We start from the raw sequence: 22,018 nt of genomic DNA, 5'->3' as shown, positions 1-22,018 counted from the left end.
CGCGGCCATGCGGCCTGGGAACAGGGATCGGGTTGGGAGGAACAGATGAGGCCGGAGAAACTAGACGAGGCGACAATCGCCGAGCATCTGCACAAGATGGAAGGGTGGGTCCGCGCCGAAGACGGCGCCTCGATCTGGAAGGCCTTTCGTTTCAAGAATTTCGTCGAGGCTTTCGGCTTCATGACCGAGATGGCGATCGTCGCCGAAAAGCTCGATCATCATCCGGAATGGTTCAACGTCTACAACCGCGTCGACGTAACGCTGACAACGCACGACGCCAGCGGCCTCACGGAACTGGACTTCAAGCTGGCGGCCAGAATGGACAAGGCAGCGGCCGGCCGCATGCCGGACCATTTGAAATAGACCAGGCACTTCCCATATTGTGAGCGTTGCAACATCGGAAACGAGGCGATGGACGACGTAAAGATTGGTGAAATTCTCCTGCCCGGTGAAGAATCCGAACAGGAGCGCAGGGAAAAGCGCGTCAAGCGGCGCTTCTGGCCGACCTTTCGCCGCGCCGCCCGCCAGATACCGTTCAGCCGGGAACTCGTGGCCGCCTACTATTGCGCCATCGACCCGAAGACGCCGACGCGCACGCGCGGCATCCTGCTGGCGGCACTTGCCTATTTCGTGCTGCCGATCGACTTCCTTCCCGATTTTCTCGCCGTCGTCGGTTTTTCCGATGACGTTGCGGTTCTGACCGCCGCTTTTGCCGCCATCAGCGGGCAAATCAAGGAAGCCCACTACCTCAAGGCCGACGAGACACTCGCCGATAATGCCGAGGAATGACTGCGGTAAATGCGGCCCGTCCGCATGTCCGCCCTATTCCTGCCCAAAAGTCAAACTCTTGCCCGAATCTTTGTGGCATAGACATTTCGGAATGACACGCATCGAATCGGCTTTGTCGAGGTGGGTGTCGTTAGGAATGGCTTGGGCAGAAAACGATCCGGAACAACGGTCCGAGGCGCCGTACATTCGACGCCGGAAAAGCGCTCGAAACGGCGCGGACGGAAGATCTACTGATGCCGGCGCGAAGGCCACAAATGCTTCGTTTCGGGGGTGAAACCAGCGGATTTTGGCCCTCGTTGACGGTTTGGTAACCTGAATTAAGTCACAACAAATGAAATCATGACTACGCGTCGCCCGTCTGACCTGTTTCGGGTGATCGAAAAGCAAGAAAAGCGGCAGGACCTCATGTTTGTAAGAAAGATCGCAACCGCAATCGCACTCGTTCTGGCAACCGCCAGCATGGCTGCCGCCCAGTCTCCGACGCGCATCCAGCAGTTCAACGCCTGGGGCGCCTATTCCTACAATTCCGGCGGCGGCAAGGTATGCTATGTCCTGTCGGTCCCGAAGGAAAAGAGCCCGGCCGGCGTCGACCACGGCGACATCTTCTTCCTCGTTTCCCAGCGCCCCGGCCAGAACATCAGCTACGAGCCGCAGGCGATGATGGGCTATCCGCTGCAGGAAAACTCGAAGGTCAACGTCGTCATCGACGGCCGCACCTTCGTGATGTTCACCAAGGGCAACTCCGCCTGGGTCGAGAACGCAGCCGAAGAGCCTGCGCTCGTTGCGGCGATGAAAAACGGCAAGGCAATGTCGGTCAACGCCAAGTCCCGCAAGGGTACCACGACAACCTACGCCTATTCGCTGTCCGGCATTTCGGCGGCACTGAAGCAGATCGAAGCCTGCAAGTAAGCTTTCGCCTCTGTGGCAAAGTGAAGGCCGGCGCCTGACGCCGGCCTTTTTGCATTCAGGATTGACGCCTGCGCGTGACTCCCAGCCAAAACAATGCTAAAGCCCCGGCAAATTAAGAGCCCCGCGCCCCAATGGCCGCGCTTGAAGGCTCGACCGATTTCAATTCGAGCATCAGGACAATCTCCGGACCCCTTCTCCGGACGGGCGTTTTCTGTACGACAGGACACCAGAGCATGGCAGCCACTGAAATCTTGAACCGGGTGGATACCGTCAAGGCACCGCAGGCGCGCGTCGCACCGCAGGCCGAGAAGCCTTCGCTGATCGGGCTGCTACGCGAGGACATGGCCAAGGCCCTGGTCGAAAACGGCGTCCCCGAGCGTCAGGTAAAGATGCGCGTCAGCCAGCTCTGGCACTGGCTCTATGTGCGCGGCGTTTCAGACTTCGACGAGATGCTGAACGTCTCCAAGGACATGCGCGAGATGCTGAAGCAGCATTTCACCATCGCTCGGCCTGAGATCGTCGAGGAACAGACCTCGGGCGACGGCACCCGCAAGTGGCTGCTGCGCTTTCCCGCCCGCGGCGCTGGCCGCCCGGTCGAGATCGAAACGGTCTACATTCCCGAGGAAGGCCGCGGCACGCTGTGCATTTCCAGCCAGGTCGGCTGCACCCTGACCTGTTCCTTCTGCCACACCGGCACGCAGAAGCTGGTGCGCAACCTGACGGCCGAGGAAATCCTGGCGCAGCTGCTGCTCGCGCGTGACCGGCTCGGCGATTTCCCGGAGCGCGACACGCCCCAGGGCGCGATCGTGCCAGCGGAAGGCCGCAAGATCACCAACATCGTCATGATGGGCATGGGCGAGCCGCTCTACAATTTCGATGGGGTCAAGACCGCCCTTTTGATCGCCTCCGACGGCGAGGGCCTGTCGCTCTCCAAGCGCCGCATCACGCTTTCAACCTCCGGCATCGTGCCTGAGATCTATCGAACCGGCGACGAGATCGGCGTCATGCTGGCAATCTCGCTGCATGCCGTGCGCGACGATCTGCGCGACATGCTGGTGCCGATCAACAAGAAGTACCCGCTGAAGGAGCTGATGGACGCCTGCCGCGCCTATCCGGGCCTGTCCAATGCGCGCCGCATCACCTTCGAATACGTCATGCTGAAGGACGTCAACGACAGTCTCGAGGACGCCAAGGAACTGGTGAAGCTCCTGAAGGGCGTGCCGGCGAAGATCAACCTCATCCCGTTCAATCCCTGGCCGGGCACCAACTACCAGTGTTCCGATTGGGAGCAGATCGAGAAGTTTGCCGACTTCATCAACCAGGCCGGCTACGCCTCGCCGATCCGCACGCCGCGCGGCCGCGACATCCTTGCCGCCTGCGGCCAGCTGAAGTCCGAATCCGAGCGCATGCGCAAGGTCGACCGGCTTGCCTTCGAAGCGATGATGATTGCCAATCACGGCGAGGACTGAGGCGGCGGCAAGAAACGCGACGCGGCTTCCCGCTCGCGTCTCAAGCTTCATGCATCAAAAGGCGATCATGACGGCCTCGGATTGTGTCGATCCGCAGCGCTTCAACCGCGGTCATGTCGTGATCGATGAAGAACATTGATGGGTGATGCAGTTCCTATCGATTGATTTCATTGTCCCGGTTTCCTAAGAAAGCGGGCAATCAATCCAGGAGGACACCCATGCGCTCACTTCTCATCGCCCTTGCCGCCACGGTGGCATTTACCCTGCCTGCACGCGCCGATGAGGTGACCGTCGCCGTAACCGCGATCGTCGAACACCCGGCTCTCGATGCTGCGCGCGACGGCGTGAAGGACGCGCTGAAAGCGGCCGGCTACAAGGAAGGCGAAAACCTCAAGTTCCTCTATGAATCGGCCCAGGGCAACCCGGCAACCGCCGCACAGATCGCCCGCCAGTTCGCCGGCGAAGCGCCAAACGTCATCGTTCCGATCTCCACCCCGTCGGCCCAGGCCGTCGTTTCCTCGACGCGCGACATTCCGGTAGTCTTCACCGCCGTTTCCGACCCGGTCGGCGCACAGCTGGTCAAGGACATGGACAAGCCGGGCGGCAACGTCACCGGCCTTTCCGACATGTCTCCGGTGGCCGAACACGTCGCGCTGATCAAGGAAATCCTGCCAAACGCCAAGTCGATCGGCTACCTCTACAACTCCGGCGAAGCCAACTCCGTATCGCTTTTGGCCGTGCTGAAGGCGGAAGCCGAAAAGGCCGGCCTGACGGTGGTTGAATCCGCGGCAACGAAGTCGGCCGAAGTTCAGGGTGCTGCCCGCGCGCTCGTCGGCCGTGCCGATGCGATCTACGTTCCGACCGACAACACGATCATTTCCGCGCTCGAAGGTGCCGTTGCCGTGGCTGAGGAAGCCAAGCTGCCGCTGTTCACCGCCGACACGGATTCGGTTGCGCGCGGTTCGCTCGCTGCCCTCGGCTTCAACTACTACGACGTCGGCAAGCAGACCGGCGAAGTCGTCGTTCGCATCCTCAAGGGCGAAAACCCGGGTGATATCGCCGTCAAGGTTGCCGCCGGCTCGGATCTGGTAATCAACAAGAAGGCCGCTGAAAAGATGGGCGTCACCCTTCCGGAAAGTGTCGTCAAGCGCGCCACACGCGTTGTCGAATAAGGCTTTGAGCCTTTTCAGGTTCAGGTTTATTGCGTTTTTGCCGCCCTCGTTCCATACGAGGGCGGTTCGTTATTGGAGCGTCGCGTTTCCCTTGGGAGCCGCAGGCCCGCTCTGACAGTTTGAAGCTGCGCCGACGCCGGATCTCAGGCGTCATGCGCCAACCGGGGATGCCGCGCGGATATAAAAAGCTTAAGGCGCGCGGCAGGACAAAAAGAGGGTCGGGGGTTTGAGTCAAATCGCTTTCTGGGGAGCCGTCGAGCTCGGGCTGGTCTACGCCTTTGTCGCCGTCGGCGTCTTTCTCGCATTCCGGGTTCTCGATTTTCCTGACCTGACGGTCGACGGTTCGTTCCCGCTGGGCGCCGCGGTGACCGCGGTACTGATCATCGCCGGCGTCAACCCCTGGCTCGCAGCCTGTGTCGCGATGGTGGCCGGTGCTGCCGCCGGCATCGTCACGGCGATGCTCAATGTGCGCTTCAAGATCCTCAACCTTTTGGCCTCGATCCTGACGATGATCGCGCTGTTCTCGGTCAATCTGCGCGTCATGGGCAAGCCCAACGTCGCGCTGATCAATGCCGACACCATGCTCTCGCCGTTCTTCGGCCTTGGATTGCGCGAGTTCTACGTCCGTCCGTTGTTCATCGGCATCCTCGTGCTCGTCGCCGTCATCGCCGTCTGGCGCTTCCTCGAAAGCGACGCGGGCCTTGCGATGCGGGCAACCGGCGCCAATGCGCGCATGGCCCGGGCGCAAGGGGTCGACACCAACCGGCAGATCTATCTCGGCATGGCGATCTCCAACGCGCTGGTCGCCTTCGGCGGCGCCCTCTTTGCCCAGACCAACGGCTTTGCCGACGTCACCTCGGGCGTCGGCACCATCGTCGTCGGTCTTGCGGCCGTCATTATCGGTGAGACGCTGCTCGGCGCCCGCGGCATCCTGATCGCACTGATCGGCTGCGTGCTCGGCTCGATCCTCTATCGCATCGCCATCCAGCTGGCACTGTCGACCGACATGCTCGGGCTGCAGGCCTCCGACCTCAATTTCGTCACCGCCGTGCTTGTCACCTTTGCCCTCATCCTTCCCCGTCTTCGTCGCGGAGGTGCGGCATGATCAGCGTCAAGAACATCCAGGTTATCTTCGGCAAGGGAACGCCGCTGCAGAAGCAGGCGCTGAACGGCGTCGACCTGACGATCGAACAGGGTTCCTTCGTCACCGTCATCGGCTCCAACGGCGCCGGCAAGTCGACGCTGCTCGGCGTTCTCGCCGGCGACGTGCTGCCGAGTGCCGGCCAGGTGACCATCGGCAAGACCGATGTGACGCGCAAGGGCACGGCCGCCCGCGCCGGCCTTGTTGCCCGCGTCTTTCAGGACCCGCTGACCGGGAGCTGCGGCGCCCTTTCGATCGAAGAAAACCTGGCCCTCGCCGCCAAGCGCGGCGAGAAGCGTGGGCTGATGGCAGCGCTTGGCCCGAAGCGCCGCGAGCATTTCCGCGAGCGCATCGCCGAACTCAATCTCGGCCTCGAAAACCGCATGGGCGACCGCATGGACCTGCTTTCGGGCGGCCAGCGTCAGGCTGTTTCGCTGGTGATGGCGACGCTTGCCGGCTCCGAAGTGCTGCTGCTCGACGAACATACCGCCGCCCTCGACCCGGGGATGGCCGAGTTCGTCATGAACCTGACGCAGAAGATCGTTTCCGAGCGCAAGCTGACGACGATGATGGTCACCCACTCGATGCGCCAGGCGCTCGACTACGGCCACCGCACGGTCATGCTGCATGGCGGCGAGATCGTGCTCGACGTTGCCGGCGACAGCCGCAAGGAATTGCAGGTCGAGGACCTCATCGCCATGTTCCGCCGCATCCGCGGCCAGACGCTCGACGACGATGCATTGCTGATCGGTTGATACTGTCGCTTGCGGGCCTATCCGAGCTTGCCCCTCATCTGCCTGCCGGCATCTTCTCCCCGTTGAAACGGGGAGAAGAGACGAAACGGCACCGCTCGGTCTCTGACAAACCATCATCTCGTTCAGGAGCTCGCCGTTGTCGCCCAACGGTGCGGCAAGCGTTCTTCTCCCCGCAAGCGGGGAGAAGATGCCGGCAGGCAGATGAGGGGCTAAACCCTCCGAAGATGGCTTACCGAGCCGTCGTCATGAAGATCTTCACCGCAAAGACAGAGAAGACGCCTGCAAAGCTGTAGTCGAGCGCCCGCATGAAACCCTTGTTGCGCTGCAGCCAGGAGGACAGCCAGTCGGCGGTAAACACCACCAGCATGTTCACCGGCATGCCGATGACGATGAACAGCGCGCCGAGGAAGAGAAGCTTGCCCGTCACCGACGCATCGTTGGCGCTGACGAACTGCGGCAGGAAGGTCATGAAGAAGATGATGACCTTGGGGTTGAGCAGGTTCACCCAGAAGCCCGACGAGACGTTGGAAAGAGCCGTGCCGCCGGCGCCGTCGACCTTCTTGACCGAGAGCGTCGATCCGTGCCGGATGGCCTGGACGGCAAGCCAGAGCAGATAGGCCGCCCCACCGGTCTTCAGCACCATGAACGCCGTCGGCGAAGCCGTGATCAGTGCCGAGATGCCGAAGGCGACCAACAGGGTGTGAACGACGATGCCGAAGCTCGTCCCGAGTACCACGAAGAGGGCGGCCGTCTTGCCTTGCGACAGCGCACGGCTGATCGAAAGCGTCATGTCAGGCCCCGGCGTTGCCGCAAGCAGAAGCGTGGCGGCAGCAAAGCCGAACAGCGTTGGCAGGCCGGGAAGGAAGTCCATATGCGCGATCCCTGGGACACTCGGTCGCCCCCCTCTATTCCGGTGGATCGGCTTTTGCTAGCGGATTCGGCCGTTGCAGCGTTCTTCCGCTTGTATCCAAGCGTGTTCTGGATAAAGTGCCGCAGAATTTCCAAGGCGGCACGCCGCCCCAAGACCAGACGGACGGAAACCATGGCATCGCATAAAGACGTGAAAAAGGTCGTTCTCGCCTATTCGGGCGGTCTCGACACCTCGATCATCCTGAAGTGGCTGCAGACCGAACTCGGCGCCGAAGTGGTGACGTTTACGGCCGACCTTGGCCAGGGCGAAGAACTCGAGCCGGCGCGCAAGAAGGCCGAGATGCTCGGCATCAAGGAAATCTACATCGAGGATGTGCGCGAAGAGTTCGTCAGGGATTTCGTCTTCCCGATGTTCCGCGCCAACGCCGTCTATGAGGGCGTCTATCTGCTCGGCACCTCCATCGCCCGGCCGCTGATTTCCAAGCACCTGATCGACATCGCCAAGAAGACCGGCGCTGACGCGATCGCGCACGGCGCCACCGGCAAGGGCAACGACCAGGTTCGCTTCGAGCTGTCGGCTTACGCGCTCAACCCCGACATCAAGATCATCGCGCCATGGCGCGACTGGTCGTTCAAGAGCCGCACCGACCTGCTCGAATTCGCCGAGAAGCACCAGATCCCGGTCGCCAAGGACAAGAAGGGTGAGGCTCCCTTCTCCGTCGACGCCAACCTGCTGCACTCCTCGTCCGAGGGCAAGGTTCTGGAAGATCCGGCGCAGGAAGCACCGGAATACGTGCACATGCGCACGATCTCGCCGGAAGCGGCTCCCGACAAGGCGACCGTCATCAAGATCGGTTTCGAGCGCGGCGATGCCGTCTCGATCAACGGCGTGCGCCTTTCGCCGGCAACGCTGCTCGCCCAGCTCAACGACTATGGCCGCGACAACGGCATCGGCCGGCTCGACCTCGTCGAAAACCGCTTCGTCGGCATGAAGTCGCGCGGCGTCTACGAGACCCCCGGCGGCACGATCCTGCTCTCCGCCCACCGCGCGATCGAATCGATTACGCTCGACCGCGGCGCCGCCCACCTCAAGGACGAGTTGATGCCGCGCTACGCCGAGCTGATCTATTACGGCTTCTGGTTCTCGCCGGAGCGCGAGATGCTGCAGGCAGCAATCGACAAGAGCCAGGAGCATGTCGAAGGCGAAGTGACGTTGAAGCTCTACAAGGGCAACGTCATGGTCACCGGCCGCGAAAGCCCGAAGTCGCTCTATTCCGACAAGCTGGTCACCTTCGAGGACGACCAGGGCGCCTACGACCAGAAGGATGCAGCCGGCTTCATCAAGCTCAACGCACTGCGCCTGCGCACGCTGGCTGCGCGCAACCGTTAAACGACAGGCGCCTGACAGGACAAAGCCTCCGCGACCCCGTCGCGGAGGCTTTTTCATGCGCCTTATTCAGCCGCTTCCGGCAAGACCTGCTTGACCTCGGCCGGAGCGGTCAGCGGCTTCAGCCGGACGGTGCGGCGGTACCAGAGGTAGCTGAGCACGCAGAGAAGGCCGAAGCTCGGAATGATCGTGCCGAGCGCCAGCACCGGCACGCCGACGACGGCCGCCAATGCGCCGCCGAGAAGACCGGCGCCCATCTGGATGAAACCCATCATCGCCGACGCCGTGCCGGCGATGTGCGGGAAAGGCGCCATTGCCGCCGTCATCATGTAGGGCATGACAAAGGCGATGCCGAAGGCATAGACGCCGACCGGTGCCATCACCGACAGGAAGCTCGGCTCGAGCGCGTGCATGGTGTAGGCGAGCGCCACGCTGCCGATGGCGATGAAACAGAGACCGGCCGGCACCAGCGCCTGCGGCGTGAACCGCCGCATCAGGAGCCGCACCGTGACCGTGCCCGAGAAGAAGAAGCCGGATTGCATCAGCATGCCGACTCCGAACTCGGTCGGCGTCAGCCCGACCGTACCGATCAGAACGAAGGGCAGCATCGTCGCCTGGGCGTAGAGCGCGCCGACGGCGCCGGCAATCACGATGGTCGACGAGACGAAGCGGCTGTCGGTGAGAAGCTCGCGATAGGCGGCGAGGATCGGGCGCAGGTGGCCCTTGGCCGGATCGGGCGTCGCGGTTTCGGCCATAAAGAACTGCACGCTGACACAGGCCATCAGCGCAAAGCCGACCATCAGGAAGAAGATCGATTGCCAGCCGAAGAGGCCAAGCGCCAGGCCGCCGAGCGTCGGCGACACCGCCGGCCCGATGGCCAGCATCATGCCGATCATGTTCATGATGCGCGCCGCCTGAAGACCGGTGAACTGGTCGCGCACGATGGCGCGCGCAACCGTCATGCCGACGGAGGCGCCGATGCCCTGCACCAGGCGGCCGGCAAGCAGAACCGCGACCGAAGGGGCAAAGGCGGCCATCAGGCTGCCGGCGAGATAGATGGCCATGAAGATCAGCGTCGTACGCCTGCGGCCGATGACATCGGACAATGTACCAGAAACCAGCTGCGCGAAGGCGAAGCCGGCGAAATAGAGCGACAGCGTCATCTTGATTGCCGCCTCGCTGGAGGAAAAGGCGCGGACAAGTTCCGGCATTGCCGGCGTGTAGAGCGCCATGGAAACGGGGCCGAGCGCCACCAGGAAGGCGCCGATGATACTGGTGCGCCGTTCGCTCATGCGGCGCGTCATTGTTTTGTACCCTTCTCCTTGCCGGCCACGCAGGGGTCGAGGCGCCGCAGGTTCTCGCGCAGGATGCGCAGGTTGGCGCAGAGCATCTCGCGCGTCGCCTCGTCGAGCCCTTCCGTATAGGCATTCATCATCTCGCGCAGCCCCGCCATCAGCTCGGCCAGCAGAGGGTCGGCCTTGTCGGTGATGACGACGTTCTTGGCGCGGCGATCGGCCGGATCAGGCAAACGGGCAACCAGCTCCATCGCCTCCAGCCGGTCGAGATAGGCCGACAGCGTCATCGGCTCGACGCCCATGCGCGTGGCGATTTCCGCCTGTTTGATGCCTTCCGTCAGCGCCACCTGGATGAGCGTACGGGCCTCGCCCGGCGTGATGCCGAGATCCATCGCGTTGACCTTGCGGTCGAAGGCGCCGCGCAGCAGGCGGGAGACATCGGTCAGCAACATGCCGATGGTTTCGGATTCGAGTTTTGTCGGCATCAGGATCGTTCACAAGAGATATAATAAGCTTTCCTTATCATACTCCTTGGTGACTTTCAACGCGGGAGCCGCCTAGGCTCAGCCCTCGAGCTCCTCGCGCAGCATCTCCAGTTCCAGCCATTCCTCTTCCATGCGTGCGAGATCGCCGCGAAGCTTCTCCAGCTCCTGCGCCAGTTTCGCAAACGTGTTCGGATCCTTCGCAAAGAGGTTGGGATCGGCCATCCTCTCCTCGCGCATGGCAGCTTCCGCCTCAGCCTTGGCGATCTCCTTCGGCAGATTCTCGAGCGCGAACTTCTGCTTGTAGGACAGCTTGCCCTTGGCCTTCGGCGTCTCGGCTGCAGGGGCTGCGACGTCAGCAACCCTCGCCTTTTCCGCCTTCTCCGACTTGCGCCGCTCTTCAATGGCGCCCTTGCGCTGCGCCATCATGTCGGTGTAGCCGCCGGCATACTCGATCCAGCGGCCGTCAGGCGCCTCCGGATTGGCAGGCGCGATGGTCGAGCTCACCGTGCGGTCGAGGAAGTCGCGGTCGTGGCTGACAAGGATGACGGTTCCGGCAAAGCCGGCGACGACCTCCTGAAGCAAGTCCAGCGTCTCGATATCGAGATCGTTGGTCGGCTCGTCGAGGATCAGGAGATTGGTGGCGCGGGCAAGAATGCGCGCCAGCATCAGCCGGGCACGCTCACCGCCAGACAGCTCACGGATGGGCGTGCGGGCCTGCTCCGGCTGGAACAGGAAGTCCTTCATGTAGCCGGTGACATGACGCTGCTCGCCGTTGACGATCAGGCTCTCGCCCCTTCCATCGGTCAGGTAGTGGGCCAGCGTATCCTCGAGATTGAGATCCTCGCGCTTCTGGTCGAGCGTCGCCATCTCAAGATTGGTGCCGAGCTTCACCGTGCCCGTATCCGGCTCGATCTGCCCGGTCAGCATCTTCAACAGCGTGGTCTTGCCGGCACCGTTCGGGCCGACAAGGCCGAGCCGGTCGCCGCGGTGCACGCGAATGGAGAACGGCGCGACGATCGTCCGCTCGCCGTAGGCCTTGGTGATCTTCTCCGCCTCGATGACCAGCTTGCCCGATTCCTTGGCGTCGGAAGCCGTCGCCTGAACAGAGCCCTGCGGCCCCTTGTGGCCGCGATGACGCGAGCGCATGTCCTGCAATTCGCCGAGACGGCGCATGTTGCGCTTGCGCCTGGCGGTGACGCCGTAGCGCAGCCAGTGTTCCTCGCGCTCGATCGCCTTGCCGAGCTTGTGCTGTTCCAGTTCCTCCGCCTCCAGCACCTCGTCGCGCCAAGCCTCGAAATGGCCGAAGCCGCGGTCGAGCCGGCGCGACTGGCCACGATCGAGCCAGACGGTCGCGGTCGATACCTTTTCGAGGAAGCGTCGGTCGTGCGAGATCAGCACCAGGGCGGAGCGGCTCCTGGTCAGCTCGTCTTCGAGCCATTCGATCGTCGGCAGGTCGAGATGGTTGGTCGGCTCGTCGAGCAGGAGGATATCCGGCTCCGGCGCCATCACCCGGGCAAGTGCTGCACGGCGCGCCTCGCCGCCAGACAGGCGCGCCGGGTCTTCTTCGCCGGTCAGGCCCAGATGCTGCAGCAGATAGGCGACCCGGTAAGGGTCGTCGCTCGGGCCAAGGCCCGCCTCGGCATAGGCCTGCACTGTGTCGTAGCCGTCGAAATCCGGCGCCTGGGGCAGGTAACGAACCGTCGCCGAAGGGTGGCGGAATATTTCGCCGGATTGCGCTTCGGCAAGACCGGCGGCGATCTTCATCAGCGTCGATTTGCCGGAACCGTTGCGCCCGACAAGGCAGATGCGATCCCCCGGCTCCACCTGCAGGTTGGCGCCGGCCAGAAGCGGCGTGCCACCGAAGGTCAGGAAGATATCGTCGAGTTTCAGAATGGGAGGCGCCAAGGCTCAGGCTCCGGAAAGGTCGTAGGGGCGGGCGAGAACGATCGCCCGGCCGGTGTCGAGGGAAATGCGAAGGGGACCCTCCGCGACATTGGATACGGTGCGGGAAGACCCGAACGGCACCGTGAAATTGGTAAGCGGATAACGCGCACCGACGATCGAAAGGCCGAAGAGATCGGTCAACCCGAGGATCGAGAACAGGCTGCCCTTCGGCAGATCGATTTCGATCTCGCCTGCCAGCAGCGGATAGGCCTCCTCCTCGCCCGAGGTCATGAACACCGGCAACCCACGCTCGGCCAGCGAAACGGCCTGAAGCAGGTGCAGGAATGCATGGTCGCTGCGTGTGCCGCCAAGTGCCCCGGCAAAGATCAGCGCTTCCGCGCCACGCGAAAGTGCCGCCTCGACGGCGATTTCGCCGTCGGTCGCGGCCTTGGCGGCAGGATAGGGCTCACGCGGGACGCTGGCAAACTCCGTGAGCAGCGTCTCCTCGGTCGAATCGAAATCGCCCACCCAGACGTCGGGGATCACGGACAGGGTCCGCGCATGCCGCATGCCGCCATCGGCGGCAACAAAGCGGCTGCCTGCGAGCTGGCGCGCAACGCGCTCGGTGAGGGTCAGCGCACCGCCGAGCAGAATGGTGAAGGTGGATCGGGCCATGGCAAAGCCCATAGCGCAAAGGCACGGGCAAGGAAAAGCAAGAAAACCGAACGAAGGGGCGATCCGGCGATTTTGCGCCGCCGTCGCCCGTGATCTTCAGTGATCTTCAGTGTTCGTCGGGCAAGGGATCGGGAAACAGCATCTCCGCATAGATGCCGGGCATGGAATCGGGGATCTCTATGGCGCCCACCGCGCGCCGGTAGAATTCGGCAGGGCCGACGCCGCCGATGATCGCGTGACCATACAGCGCCGCGCGTCAAATATGACGCGCAAAGGACGCTGTAACGCTTTATACCTGCTGCATAATTTTCTCCTTAAATCGACTCCGATTTAAGGAATTATGCAGTAGCCCGCATTGCGCATCGCCGTCAGGCTCTCGCGCAAGAGCGCCTCGCCGATCCCGCGCCCGCGCATGGCCTCATCGACACCGGTCGGCCCGAAGAAGCCGAGCGCGGTGACATCGTGGCAGGCAAAGCCGACGATGCGATCCTGAAACACCGCGATGTGCATGCGTGTCGGCATCGAGGCGAAGGCGGCCTCCGCCTCGCCCGCCCAGCCGGAGCCGAACGTCTGCTCGATCCAGGGAACGACGAGCCTGCGTTCGGGCGCCATCGCGCGGTGAATGCCGATGCCGTCCGCAAGCGGCGATCTGGGCTGTGCCGGCAGGGCATAAAGGCGAACGAGCATGTCTGTCATCGCAGACTCCTTCCGCGTCCGGGTCTCATGTCTCTACGGACAAATTTACCCCATGCGCCGCCGGCGCGAAAACGCGGGGCGCATGCTTTCTCCGTCCCCAAACTTCGCTTGCCATCAAACCGGCTCGGCGGTAAATCTCTACCCGCTCTAACGGGGTGCCTTCCGACCGCATGGCGGCCGAAGGCTGAGAGGCGTTGAACGCCAACCCGCGGAACCTGATCCGGCTCATACCGGCGGAGGGATTAGACGCGATCGGATCGATACGCCCTTTTCCCATGCAACATCATTACTAGGGAGAGGTGCCTGCCATGTCCAATTCATCGCAACTGAAGTTCCTTAGCCGGCTAGCGCTTGCCGCGACTGCGAGCCTTGTCTTCGCGGCCAATGCCGTCGCTGCGGAAAAGACGCTGACCGTCTACACCTATGAAAGCTTCATCACCGAATGGGGCCCGGGTGCCAAGGTCGCCGAAGCCTTTGAAAAGACCTGCGAATGCAAGGTCACCTATGTCGGCGTCGCCGATGGCGTCGAGTTGCTGACGCGCCTCAAGCTCGAAGGCGCGGCCTCCAAGGCCGACATCGTGCTCGGCCTCGACACCAATCTCGTCGCCGAGGCCAAGGCCACCGGCTTCTTCGCGCCGCACGGCATCGAAGCAGTGGGCATCAAGGTGCCCGGCAACTTCTCCGACGACACCTTCCTCCCCTATGACTACGGCCATTTCGCCGTCGTCTATGACACCCAGGCTTTGACGACGCCGCCGAAGAGCCTCAAGGAGCTGGTCGAGGGCGACCCGTCGCAAAAGATCGTCATCGAGGATCCGCGCACCTCGACGCCGGGTCTCGGTCTGCTTCTGTGGGTCAAGGCCGTCTATGGCGACGAGGCGGGTGCCGCCTGGGCCAAGCTCAAGGGCCGTGTGCTGACCGTGACGCCGGGCTGGTCGGAAGCCTATGGCCTGTTCACCAAGGGCGAGGCGCCGATGGTGCTGTCCTACACGACGTCGCCCGCCTACCACATGGTGGCGGAAAACACCGATCGCTATCAGGCGGCCGCCTTTTCGGAAGGCCACTACATCCAGATCGAAGTCGCCGGCATGACCAAGAGCGCCAAGGAGCCGGAGCTTGCCAAGCAATTTCTCGCCTTCATGACCGGTCCGGAGTTCCAGTCAATCATTCCGACCACCAACTGGATGATGCCGGTCGCAGCGACCAAGGAACCCCTGCCCGACGCTTTCGGCAAGCTGGTCAATCCGGAAAAGACCTTCCTGCTGCCGTCGGAAGAGGTCGCGGCAAACCGCAAGGCCTGGATCGACGAATGGCTCGCCGCCATGAGCAAGAACTGAGGCGCGCTTGTTCGCGCCTGCCGAAAACAGGATCACGATTACCGCCGGGGCCGTGGGCCTCGGCGGCATCCTGCTTTTTGTCGGCCTCGCAATTGCAGCGCTTCTGCTCCAGAGCGGGGATTTTGGCAACGGCGTCCTGTTCGATGCCTATATCTGGCGGGTAACGCGCTTCACCTTGCTGCAGGCGAGCCTTTCGACGCTGCTTTCGGTTGCTCTGGCCATTCCGGTCGCGCGGGCACTCGCGCGCCGGACCGCCTTTCCCGGCCGCGTCTGGGTGCTGCGGATCATGGCCCTGCCGCTCGGTCTGCCGGTGCTGGTCGGCGCACTCGGGCTGATCGAGATCTGGGGCCGGCAGGGCGTGCTCAACACCGCCCTTGCAGAGCTCGGGCTGCAGCAGCCCGTGAGCATCTATGGCCTCTTCGGCATCCTGCTTGCCCATGTCTTCTTCAACATGCCGCTTGTCGCGCGCCTTTTCCTCGCCGGCCTTGAGCGGATACCCTCGGAATATTGGAGAACCGCCGCCAATCTGGGCATGCCGCCGGCCGCACTCTTCCGCTTTGTCGAATGGCCGGTCCTTCGTGGATTGTTGCCGGGGGCAGCCGGGCTCGTCTTCATGCTCTGCGCCACCAGCTTCACCCTCGTGCTGACGCTCGGCGGCGGGCCTGCCGCCAGCACCATCGAGGTCGCGATCTACCAGGCGCTGCGCTTCGATTTCGATCCACCCCGGGCGATCGCTCTGTCCGCCCTACAGATCGTCATGACCGGAGCCCTGCTCCTGGCACTGGCCCGTGTCGCGACCGAACCCGCGCAAAGCGCGACCACAGGCCGTGCCTCCAGACGCTACGATGCACGAACCGGCCTCTCCCGTGCATCCGATGCCGGCTGGATCCTGTTCTCGCTGCTCTTTATCGGGGCGCCGCTGATGGCCGTCCTCGGCTCGGGCCTGCGTGCGGACCTGGTGAAGCTTGCGGGCGACCCGAGCGTGCATCGTGCCCTCATCACCAGCATCGTCATCGCCGTCCTCTCGGCATTCCTTTGCGTCGGCGTTGCCGCCGCGATGATCCGCGCCGCAGGTACTGTTGTGGCGCGTCGCCACGCCCCGACCTTGGCCAGGGCTTTTGCCAGCACTGTCACCGCCAGCACCTCGCTGGTGCTGCTGGTGCCGCCGGTCGTGCTTGGGGCGGGATGGTTCCTGCTTCTGCGCCCCTTTGGCGATGTCGCGCGTTTCGCCCCGGCCATCGTCGTCGCCATCAACGCGCTGATGGCGCTGCCCTTCGTGCACCGGATCCTGGCCCCGGCGATGGCAACGCATGCCGCCCGCACCGACCGGCTGACCGCGAGCCTTGGCATCCATGGCTTGCATCGCCTGCGATGGATCGACCTGCCGCCGCTCAGGAAACCCTTGCTGATGGCGTTCTCCTTCGCCATGGCGCTGTCGCTCGGCGACCTTGGTGCCGTGGCGCTGTTCGGTTCGCAAGACATGGTCACGCTTCCGTGGCTGCTCTACAGCCGGATGGGCAGTTATCGCACCACGGATGCAGCCGGACTGGCGCTCTTCTTGGGCCTGCTCTGCCTGATCTTCACCATGCTCGGCACGGCCGGCGACAGGCGCTTGCCGGAAGGACGAAAGACATGAATTCCCAGGCGGCCGTGGAGCTCGTTGGCGTCGATATCCGTTACGACACCACGGCGCTTCATTTCGATTGCACCATCGAGCCAGGCGGCATCGTCGCGGTTGCCGGCGCGTCCGGATCCGGAAAGTCGACGCTGTTTCACGTCATCGCCGGCTTCGAGGAGCCGGACCGGGGAGAGGTTCGCATTCTCGGCAAGACGATGGCAGGCCGGGCGCCGGCAGAACGGCCCGTTTCCGTGGTCTTTCAGGACAACAACCTGTTTGCGCATCTCGACGTCGCCACCAATGTCGGCTTCGGCATCAGCTCCTCGCTTCGCCTGTCGGTCGCTGATCGCGCACGAATAGACGACGCCCTTGACCGCGTAGGGCTCGACGGTTTCGGCACGCGCCTGCCACCGACGTTGTCCGGCGGCGAACGCCAGCGTGTGGCACTGGCGCGCGCCCTCGTGCGGCACCGCCCACTGCTGCTGCTGGATGAACCTTTTGCCGCCCTCGATCCCGGCATGAGGGCCGGCATGCGCGCATTGCTGCAAGACCTGCATGATGAGGAGAACAACACGATCCTGATGATCACGCACCATCCCGATGACGTGAGAGCACTGGCCGATAGCGTGCTTTTTCTGGACCAGGGGCGTATCATCGCCCATGCCCCGGTCGAGCGCTTTCTCGAACGACGCGACGTGGCGGCCATCAACCGCTTTCTCGGCAACGAGTGATGCGGCGTGGAATCTTACCACCTGCAGCACTTCGCCACAATTTGACCGCCGCGCCATGCGACGCGCGGATTATCCGGCCGGCGCAACGCGAATATTCGCGCATCCGTTGCTGTGATACCACGGGGCAACTATTTCTACCGGGGTAAACTAGGCAGGTGGCGCTGAAATCAGATACAGCAAGACTCGGGCTGGAATACTCACGCCGGATCGGACGTATCCGGCTGAAAAAGTAAGACTTTCAACGCCGCCGCAGCGCCTATGGCTGGCCGGCGTTGGACGGGAAACGGGCTGAGGCATGGAAAGTCATACAGTCAGAAACGACCGGTTCCCGCCCAAACGCGGACGCATCCGGACACGTGCAGTGGTTGCATTGCTTGCGACGGCGCTGCTTTCCGCCTGCCAGTCCGTGATCGAGCAGACCTACGAGCCGACCGTATCACCGTCCTCCAATCCGCAGATCGTCGATGAAGTCCAGAAGAACGACCCCCGTGCCCAGCTCGGCGCGCGCGAACACCCGCGCATCGTCGCCAGCTACGGTGGGGAGTACAAGGACGCAAAGACGGAGCGGCTGGTGGCGCGCATCGCCGGTGCGCTGACGGCCGTCTCGGAGAACCCGCAGCAGTCCTACCGCATCACCATCCTCAATTCCCCGGCGATCAACGCCTTTGCGCTGCCCGGCGGCTATCTCTACGTCACCCGCGGCCTGCTGGCGCTTGCCAACGACGCGTCCGAGGTGGCGGCCGTGCTGTCGCACGAAATGGCGCACGTCACCGCCAACCATGGCATCGAGCGCCAGCAACGCGAGGAAGCGGAAGTCATCGCCAGCCGTGTCGTCTCCGAGGTGCTTTCCTCGGATCTCGCCGGCAAGCAGGCACTGGCGCGCGGCAAGCTGCGTCTGGCCGCCTTCTCCCGCAACCAGGAGCTCCAGGCCGACGTCATCGGCGTGCGCATGCTCGGCGAAGCCGGCTACGACCCCTATGCAGCGGCGCGCTTCCTCGATTCCATGGCCGCCTATAGCCGCTTCTCGGCGGTTGATCCGGAAGCCGACCAGAGCCTCGACTTCCTGTCGAGCCACCCGAACGCCCCGCAACGCGTCGATCTCGCGCGCCGGCACGCGCGTGCGTTCGGCGCCGAAGGCACCAGCGGCGACCGCGGTCGCGACTATTATCTCGCCGGCATCGATGGGCTGCTCTATGGCGACAGCCCACAGGAAGGCTATGTCCGCGGCCAGACCTTCATGCACGGCCAGCTCGGCATCCGGTTCGACGTGCCGACCGGCTTCCAGATCGACAACAAGGCGGAAGCGGTTCTGGCAACGGGGCCCGGCGACGTGGCGATCCGCTTCGACGGCATCGCCGATACGGCCCGCAAGAGCCTGACGGATTACATCGCCAGCGGCTGGGTGACCGGCCTGCAGCCCGACACCATCCGCCCGACCAGCGTCAACGGCCTTGAGGCCGCGACCGCACGCGCCTCCGCCGATCGCTGGGATTTCGACGTCACCGTCGTGCGCATCGACAACCGCATCTACCGATTCCTGACCGCCGTTCCAAAGGGATCGCGCACGCTGGAGCCGACGGCCAACCAGCTGCGCGCGTCGTTCCGCAAGATGACACCAGTCGAAGCACAGTCGCTGAAGCCGCTGCGCATCCGCGTCGCCGTCGTCAAGCCCGGAGAGACGATTGCCACGCTGTCGGCCCGGATGATGGGTACCGACCGCAAGCTCGATCTGTTCCGGCTGATCAACGCCATGCAGGTCACCTCAACCATCAAGCCGGGCGACCGGGTCAAGATCATTTCCGAGTAAACGCCCAACGGCGCCGCGCGTCTTATCAGACGCGCAAAGGTCGCTGTAGCACTTTGAATTGCTGCATGTTTTTGTCCATAAATCGGGTAGGACTTAAGGAAACATGCAGTAGTCCGATGCCGTCTTGCACCAACCTGCGCTGATATTATGTCTTTGCATCGAAGATGCGAATGCGTTTGCCGTCCATTGAGCACGTTGACGCGTTCCGTCCTCGGCCCGCTTGCGCAACCACGCCGACGCTTGCTCCCCGTCCGTTGACGGAAGATCGCTTTGCACTTCTCCTGGAAATGCCTCAGTGCGCCATGGATGTCAGTGCCGGGGCCTTGGTGGCGAGTGCAGCCCGCAGCTTTTCGAGCGCGCGCGTCTCGATCTGGCGGACCCGCTCCTTGGAGATGCCGAGATCGAGCCCCAGCTCCTCCAGCGTTGCACCTTCCTCCGACAGACGTCGCGCGCGGATAATCCTCATCTCGCGCTCGGTCAGTGCACCCATGGCGTCACGGAGCCAGATGCGGGCACGCTCGCCGTCGATCATGTCGCTCACCTGTTCGTCAGGGAGCGGCGCATCGCTTGCGAGGAAGTCGAGCCGCTCTCCACCATCGGAATCCGCGCCGCCCACCGGTGCCTGCAGCGAGGTGTCGCTGCCCGACAGGCGCGCATCCATGGTCTGGACGTCGGCAATGCTGACCCCGAGGGCAGCCGCAATTTCCTCATGCATAGCCTGCGATGTCAGTTGGCGGTCGCCTTGTGCAAGCCGCGCGCGCAGTCGGCGAAGATTGAAGAACAGCGCCTTCTGGGCCGAGCTGGTGCCGCCGCGAACGATCGACCAGTTGCGCAGCACATAGTCCTGCATCGAGGCGCGGATCCACCATGTCGCGTAGGTCGAGAAGCGCACCTCACGGCTGGGCTCGAAGCGTGCGGCGGCCTCAAGCAGGCCTATATGCCCCTCCTGGACGAGATCGCCCATCGGCAGGCCGAAATTGCGGAACTTTGCCGCCATGGAAATGACCAGCCGCATATGCGACATGGCGATCTTGTTGCGGGCATCCTGATCGTGATCGTTTCGCCAGGCCTTTGCCAATGCATGCTCTTCTTCACGCTCGAGATAAGGCGCCTCCATCGCAATCTTGATCATGCGCCTGTCTGCTGTGAGAGTCCTCATCGATCGCTCCATGGCGGGCGCCTGGACGCCGCTAACGGGTGAAGTCCAAGGGCCGGACGGAGGAACCCGACCGGCGCCGGCGGCAGCTGGTGCGACGACACCGAAGCTTGAAGAAACGGTGCGGCGCCCTACTTCCAAACTACGAAGCTGAATTCTGACAGAAGATCACAGGACCCAGATCGCCCCGGCAGGAAAGCGGCGCATCCCTGCCGGCCTTGATAAATGCGCTTCCGCGCAAAAAGTTCCCTCGCCCGGACGAGAAAGCTCACGAGAAAGCTCAAAACAAGCACGCTCAAAACGAAAAAGCCCGGCGCGATGGCCGGGCTTGGTCTTGTCGTGATGGGGAAGGACTGGCGCTCTTTAAGCTGCCTCGTCCTGGGCGTCGTCTTCTTCGATTGCCTTCCCGCGCTTCGGGCCCTTGTTGAGATTGGCTTCGACCAGGCGAACGGCCTCGGTCTCGGACATCTTGTTCACGGCCGCGATTTCGCGCGCCATGCGGTCGAGGGCAGCTTCATAGAGCTGGCGTTCGGAATAGGACTGTTCCGGCTGGTTTTCTGCGCGGTAGAGGTCGCGCACCACTTCTGCGATCGAGATCAGATCGCCGGAATTGATCTTGGCATCGTATTCCTGTGCGCGGCGCGACCACATGGTCCGCTTTACGCGAGCCTTGCCCTGCACAACCTTCAACGCGCGATCGACGAAATCGGTCTCCGAGAGCTTGCGCATGCCGATGCTGACGGCCTTGGCGACCGGCACCTTCAGGCGCATCTTGTCCTTTTCGAAATCGATGACAAAAAGCTCAAGCTTCATGCCGGCAACTTCCTGCTCCTCGATAGCAACGATCTGTCCGACGCCATGGGCCGGATAGACAATCGATTCACCGGTCTTGAAGCCGTGGCGTGTCGAAGATTTTTTCTGCTGGGTCGTCATTCGTTTCAAAAACTCCCTGTTTCGCACCCGGCCATTCTTGGCCGGGGCCGGGTCAGTGAGGCCCGGGATAGACGGGGATACCGCCGGGTGGGTCCATCCTGGTCCGTCCAAAGGAACGCAAACGGTCCCATCAAACGCGGTCACAATAGAGAAACGCAACGGTGCGTATCTGGAAAAGCCGCGCTGTGGAGATCGTTTGCTTTCGTGAGGTTTTCGGGCGCGCAAAAACACCCTCTGTGGATCAGTAGAAGGACCCTATCACAAAAAACTGCGGAAATCAATAATTTGCTGCATGGCAGCCATCAAGCCGCCATTCTCGCAGTTGCGAGGGCGGAGCCTGATTTTCCCCAGATTTGACGCTGGGGTCACTATCGTTTCGTCAGCCTCGGCGAACGGACCGGAACCGAACGCCTCAGTCGCCCTGACCAGGTTCGGCAGAGAAGTACTTCTCGTACTTGCCTTCGACCCCGTCCATTTCCTTGGCTTCCGGCATCGCGTCGCGCTTGATGGTGACATTCGGCCACTTGGTGGCAAAATCAGCGTTCACTTTCAACCACATATCAAGGCCCGGCTCGGTATCGGGCTTGATCGCCTCGGCAGGACATTCCGGCTCGCAGACGCCGCAATCGATGCATTCGTCGGGATGAATGACGAGAAAATTCTCGCCTTCGTAGAAGCAGTCCACCGGGCAGACTTCAACGCAATCCATGTACTTGCAGCGAATGCAATTGTCGGTCACGACATACGTCATGAGGTACTCCAGCCAAGGCTCACGTTTGATGGCGGACGGCAATCAATGGTGATGCTCATGTCCGCGCATGCTAGGAATGTCCGGCGCGCATAGCTGCCGAAGCAAGACCGATGCACCCAACGTGGGTTGTCAGGTAAAGGCTTTATGGACCCTTTGCA

At 62.9% G+C, this 22,018-nt stretch carries 20 protein-coding genes, 2 pseudogenes and 1 riboswitch; of the genes and pseudogenes, 12 read left to right on the top strand and 10 right to left on the bottom strand.

Annotation, left to right across the window (positions count from 1 at the left end; translation table 11 throughout):
• Nucleotides 1-45 precede the first annotated feature (45 nt).
• The 7 genes from BC363_RS28005 to BC363_RS27975 all read left to right on the top strand — a co-directional run bounded on the left by BC363_RS28005 (nt 46) and on the right by BC363_RS27975 (nt 6,235).
• On the top strand, nt 46-363 hold the full coding sequence (locus tag BC363_RS28005) for a 4a-hydroxytetrahydrobiopterin dehydratase (protein ID WP_065780444.1): 318 nt from the start codon (nt 46-48) through the stop codon (nt 361-363).
• Nucleotides 364-411: 48 nt separating this feature from the next.
• Nucleotides 412-789 (top strand): YkvA family protein, encoded by a 378-nt coding sequence (locus BC363_RS28000; protein WP_065780441.1) that lies wholly within the window; start codon nt 412-414, stop codon nt 787-789.
• 405 nt (nt 790-1,194) lie between these two features.
• On the top strand, nt 1,195-1,698 hold the full coding sequence (locus BC363_RS27995) for an invasion associated locus B family protein (RefSeq protein ID WP_065780809.1): 504 nt from the start codon (nt 1,195-1,197) through the stop codon (nt 1,696-1,698).
• Nucleotides 1,699-1,931: 233 nt separating this feature from the next.
• Nucleotides 1,932-3,167 (top strand): 23S rRNA (adenine(2503)-C(2))-methyltransferase RlmN, encoded by a 1,236-nt coding sequence (rlmN, locus tag BC363_RS27990; protein ID WP_065780808.1) that lies wholly within the window; start codon nt 1,932-1,934, stop codon nt 3,165-3,167.
• A 218-nt stretch (nt 3,168-3,385) separates the two neighbouring features.
• Nucleotides 3,386-4,339, top strand: coding sequence for an ABC transporter substrate-binding protein (locus BC363_RS27985; RefSeq protein ID WP_065780437.1), 954 nt, complete (start codon nt 3,386-3,388; stop codon nt 4,337-4,339).
• Between the two features lie 226 nt (nt 4,340-4,565).
• Entirely contained in the window at nt 4,566-5,444 is an 879-nt protein-coding gene (locus BC363_RS27980) for an ABC transporter permease (RefSeq protein ID WP_065780428.1), read from the top strand.
• Nucleotides 5,441-6,235: an ABC transporter ATP-binding protein gene (locus tag BC363_RS27975; protein WP_065780424.1), complete on the top strand. Its 795-nt coding sequence runs from the start codon at nt 5,441-5,443 to the stop codon at nt 6,233-6,235. The genes BC363_RS27980 and BC363_RS27975 overlap by 4 nt, the downstream gene beginning before the upstream one ends.
• Before the next feature lie 229 nt (nt 6,236-6,464).
• Here BC363_RS27975 and BC363_RS27970 read toward each other — a convergent pair whose 3' ends face one another.
• Nucleotides 6,465-7,106 (bottom strand): LysE family translocator, encoded by a 642-nt coding sequence (locus tag BC363_RS27970; protein WP_065780420.1) that lies wholly within the window; start codon nt 7,104-7,106, stop codon nt 6,465-6,467.
• 171 nt (nt 7,107-7,277) lie between these two features.
• Between BC363_RS27970 and BC363_RS27965 the strand changes: the two genes are divergently transcribed.
• Nucleotides 7,278-8,495 (top strand): argininosuccinate synthase, encoded by a 1,218-nt coding sequence (locus tag BC363_RS27965; protein WP_065780415.1) that lies wholly within the window; start codon nt 7,278-7,280, stop codon nt 8,493-8,495.
• Between the two features lie 62 nt (nt 8,496-8,557).
• On the opposite strand, the gene BC363_RS27960 is transcribed toward BC363_RS27965, so the two are convergent.
• The 6 genes and pseudogenes from BC363_RS27960 to BC363_RS27940 form a co-directional block, all read right to left on the bottom strand.
• Nucleotides 8,558-9,796: a multidrug effflux MFS transporter gene (locus BC363_RS27960; protein ID WP_065780411.1), complete on the bottom strand. Its 1,239-nt coding sequence runs from the start codon at nt 9,794-9,796 to the stop codon at nt 8,558-8,560.
• The gene (locus tag BC363_RS27955; protein ID WP_065780409.1) at nt 9,793-10,272 is read right to left on the bottom strand and encodes a MarR family transcriptional regulator; all 480 of its coding nucleotides are present in this window, start codon (nt 10,270-10,272) and stop codon (nt 9,793-9,795) included. Before BC363_RS27955 ends, BC363_RS27960 begins: the two co-directional genes overlap by 4 nt.
• Nucleotides 10,273-10,350: 78 nt before the next feature.
• Complete coding sequence (locus tag BC363_RS27950) at nt 10,351-12,177, bottom strand: ABC-F family ATP-binding cassette domain-containing protein (RefSeq protein ID WP_065780406.1); 1,827 nt, start codon at nt 12,175-12,177, stop codon at nt 10,351-10,353.
• Nucleotides 12,178-12,180: 3 nt separating this feature from the next.
• Nucleotides 12,181-12,831 (bottom strand): thiamine diphosphokinase, encoded by a 651-nt coding sequence (locus tag BC363_RS27945; RefSeq protein WP_065780807.1) that lies wholly within the window; start codon nt 12,829-12,831, stop codon nt 12,181-12,183.
• A gap of 106 nt (nt 12,832-12,937) precedes the next feature.
• Nucleotides 12,938-13,087, bottom strand: a pseudogene (locus tag BC363_RS36130) (GNAT family N-acetyltransferase); the annotation flags it as partial.
• Nucleotides 13,088-13,164: 77 nt separating this feature from the next.
• A pseudogene (locus tag BC363_RS27940) lies at nt 13,165-13,527 on the bottom strand (GNAT family N-acetyltransferase); the annotation flags it as partial.
• A gap of 141 nt (nt 13,528-13,668) precedes the next feature.
• A riboswitch (TPP riboswitch) is annotated at nt 13,669-13,786 on the top strand.
• Nucleotides 13,787-13,835: 49 nt separating this feature from the next.
• On the opposite strand from BC363_RS27940, the gene thiB reads away from it, so the two are divergent.
• The 4 genes from thiB to BC363_RS27920 all read left to right on the top strand — a co-directional run bounded on the left by thiB (nt 13,836) and on the right by BC363_RS27920 (nt 19,020).
• Nucleotides 13,836-14,864: a thiamine ABC transporter substrate binding subunit gene (thiB, locus tag BC363_RS27935; RefSeq protein WP_065780403.1), complete on the top strand. Its 1,029-nt coding sequence runs from the start codon at nt 13,836-13,838 to the stop codon at nt 14,862-14,864.
• A 31-nt stretch (nt 14,865-14,895) separates the two neighbouring features.
• Complete coding sequence (thiP, locus tag BC363_RS27930; protein ID WP_065780806.1) at nt 14,896-16,500, top strand: thiamine/thiamine pyrophosphate ABC transporter permease ThiP; 1,605 nt, start codon at nt 14,896-14,898, stop codon at nt 16,498-16,500.
• The gene (locus BC363_RS27925; protein WP_065780400.1) at nt 16,497-17,213 is read left to right on the top strand and encodes an ATP-binding cassette domain-containing protein; all 717 of its coding nucleotides are present in this window, start codon (nt 16,497-16,499) and stop codon (nt 17,211-17,213) included. Before thiP ends, BC363_RS27925 begins: the two co-directional genes overlap by 4 nt.
• A gap of 295 nt (nt 17,214-17,508) precedes the next feature.
• The gene (locus BC363_RS27920) at nt 17,509-19,020 is read left to right on the top strand and encodes a M48 family metalloprotease (protein WP_065780396.1); all 1,512 of its coding nucleotides are present in this window, start codon (nt 17,509-17,511) and stop codon (nt 19,018-19,020) included.
• A gap of 292 nt (nt 19,021-19,312) precedes the next feature.
• On the opposite strand, the gene BC363_RS27915 is transcribed toward BC363_RS27920, so the two are convergent.
• From BC363_RS27915 to fdxA, 3 genes are all read right to left on the bottom strand, one after another.
• Nucleotides 19,313-20,179, bottom strand: a complete 867-nt coding sequence (locus BC363_RS27915; RefSeq protein ID WP_053251667.1) for an RNA polymerase factor sigma-32 — start codon at nt 20,177-20,179, stop codon at nt 19,313-19,315.
• A gap of 360 nt (nt 20,180-20,539) precedes the next feature.
• Nucleotides 20,540-21,109, bottom strand: a complete 570-nt coding sequence (locus tag BC363_RS27910) for a CarD family transcriptional regulator (protein WP_025425216.1) — start codon at nt 21,107-21,109, stop codon at nt 20,540-20,542.
• A 412-nt stretch (nt 21,110-21,521) separates the two neighbouring features.
• Nucleotides 21,522-21,860, bottom strand: a complete 339-nt coding sequence (gene fdxA / locus BC363_RS27905; RefSeq protein ID WP_025425217.1) for a ferredoxin FdxA — start codon at nt 21,858-21,860, stop codon at nt 21,522-21,524.
• Between the last annotated feature and the right edge of the window lie 158 nt (nt 21,861-22,018).

The sequence above is a fragment of the Ensifer sp. LC384 genome, assembly GCF_001695865.1.
Lineage (GTDB): Bacteria > Pseudomonadota > Alphaproteobacteria > Rhizobiales > Rhizobiaceae > Ensifer.
This window is presented reverse-complemented; position numbering and strand designations above follow the sequence as displayed.

What these genes read in the sequence shown, in the direction of transcription:
- BC363_RS27945 (WP_065780807.1), bottom strand. Translation starts at nt 12,831, where the DNA reads ATGGCCCGATCCACCTTCACCATTCTGCTCGGCGGTGCGCTGACCCTC.
- BC363_RS27985 (WP_065780437.1), top strand. Translation starts at nt 3,386, where the DNA reads ATGCGCTCACTTCTCATCGCCCTTGCCGCCACGGTGGCATTTACCCTG.
- rlmN (WP_065780808.1), top strand. Translation starts at nt 1,932, where the DNA reads ATGGCAGCCACTGAAATCTTGAACCGGGTGGATACCGTCAAGGCACCG.
- BC363_RS27960 (WP_065780411.1), bottom strand. Translation starts at nt 9,796, where the DNA reads ATGACGCGCCGCATGAGCGAACGGCGCACCAGTATCATCGGCGCCTTC.
- thiB (WP_065780403.1), top strand. Translation starts at nt 13,836, where the DNA reads ATGTCCAATTCATCGCAACTGAAGTTCCTTAGCCGGCTAGCGCTTGCC.
- BC363_RS27925 (WP_065780400.1), top strand. Translation starts at nt 16,497, where the DNA reads ATGAATTCCCAGGCGGCCGTGGAGCTCGTTGGCGTCGATATCCGTTAC.
- BC363_RS27955 (WP_065780409.1), bottom strand. Translation starts at nt 10,272, where the DNA reads ATGCCGACAAAACTCGAATCCGAAACCATCGGCATGTTGCTGACCGAT.
- BC363_RS27915 (WP_053251667.1), bottom strand. Translation starts at nt 20,179, where the DNA reads ATGAGGACTCTCACAGCAGACAGGCGCATGATCAAGATTGCGATGGAG.
- BC363_RS27995 (WP_065780809.1), top strand. Translation starts at nt 1,195, where the DNA reads ATGTTTGTAAGAAAGATCGCAACCGCAATCGCACTCGTTCTGGCAACC.
- BC363_RS27910 (WP_025425216.1), bottom strand. Translation starts at nt 21,109, where the DNA reads ATGACGACCCAGCAGAAAAAATCTTCGACACGCCACGGCTTCAAGACC.
- BC363_RS28005 (WP_065780444.1), top strand. Translation starts at nt 46, where the DNA reads ATGAGGCCGGAGAAACTAGACGAGGCGACAATCGCCGAGCATCTGCAC.
- BC363_RS28000 (WP_065780441.1), top strand. Translation starts at nt 412, where the DNA reads ATGGACGACGTAAAGATTGGTGAAATTCTCCTGCCCGGTGAAGAATCC.
- BC363_RS27975 (WP_065780424.1), top strand. Translation starts at nt 5,441, where the DNA reads ATGATCAGCGTCAAGAACATCCAGGTTATCTTCGGCAAGGGAACGCCG.
- BC363_RS27970 (WP_065780420.1), bottom strand. Translation starts at nt 7,106, where the DNA reads ATGGACTTCCTTCCCGGCCTGCCAACGCTGTTCGGCTTTGCTGCCGCC.
- BC363_RS27920 (WP_065780396.1), top strand. Translation starts at nt 17,509, where the DNA reads ATGGAAAGTCATACAGTCAGAAACGACCGGTTCCCGCCCAAACGCGGA.
- fdxA (WP_025425217.1), bottom strand. Translation starts at nt 21,860, where the DNA reads ATGACGTATGTCGTGACCGACAATTGCATTCGCTGCAAGTACATGGAT.
- BC363_RS27965 (WP_065780415.1), top strand. Translation starts at nt 7,278, where the DNA reads ATGGCATCGCATAAAGACGTGAAAAAGGTCGTTCTCGCCTATTCGGGC.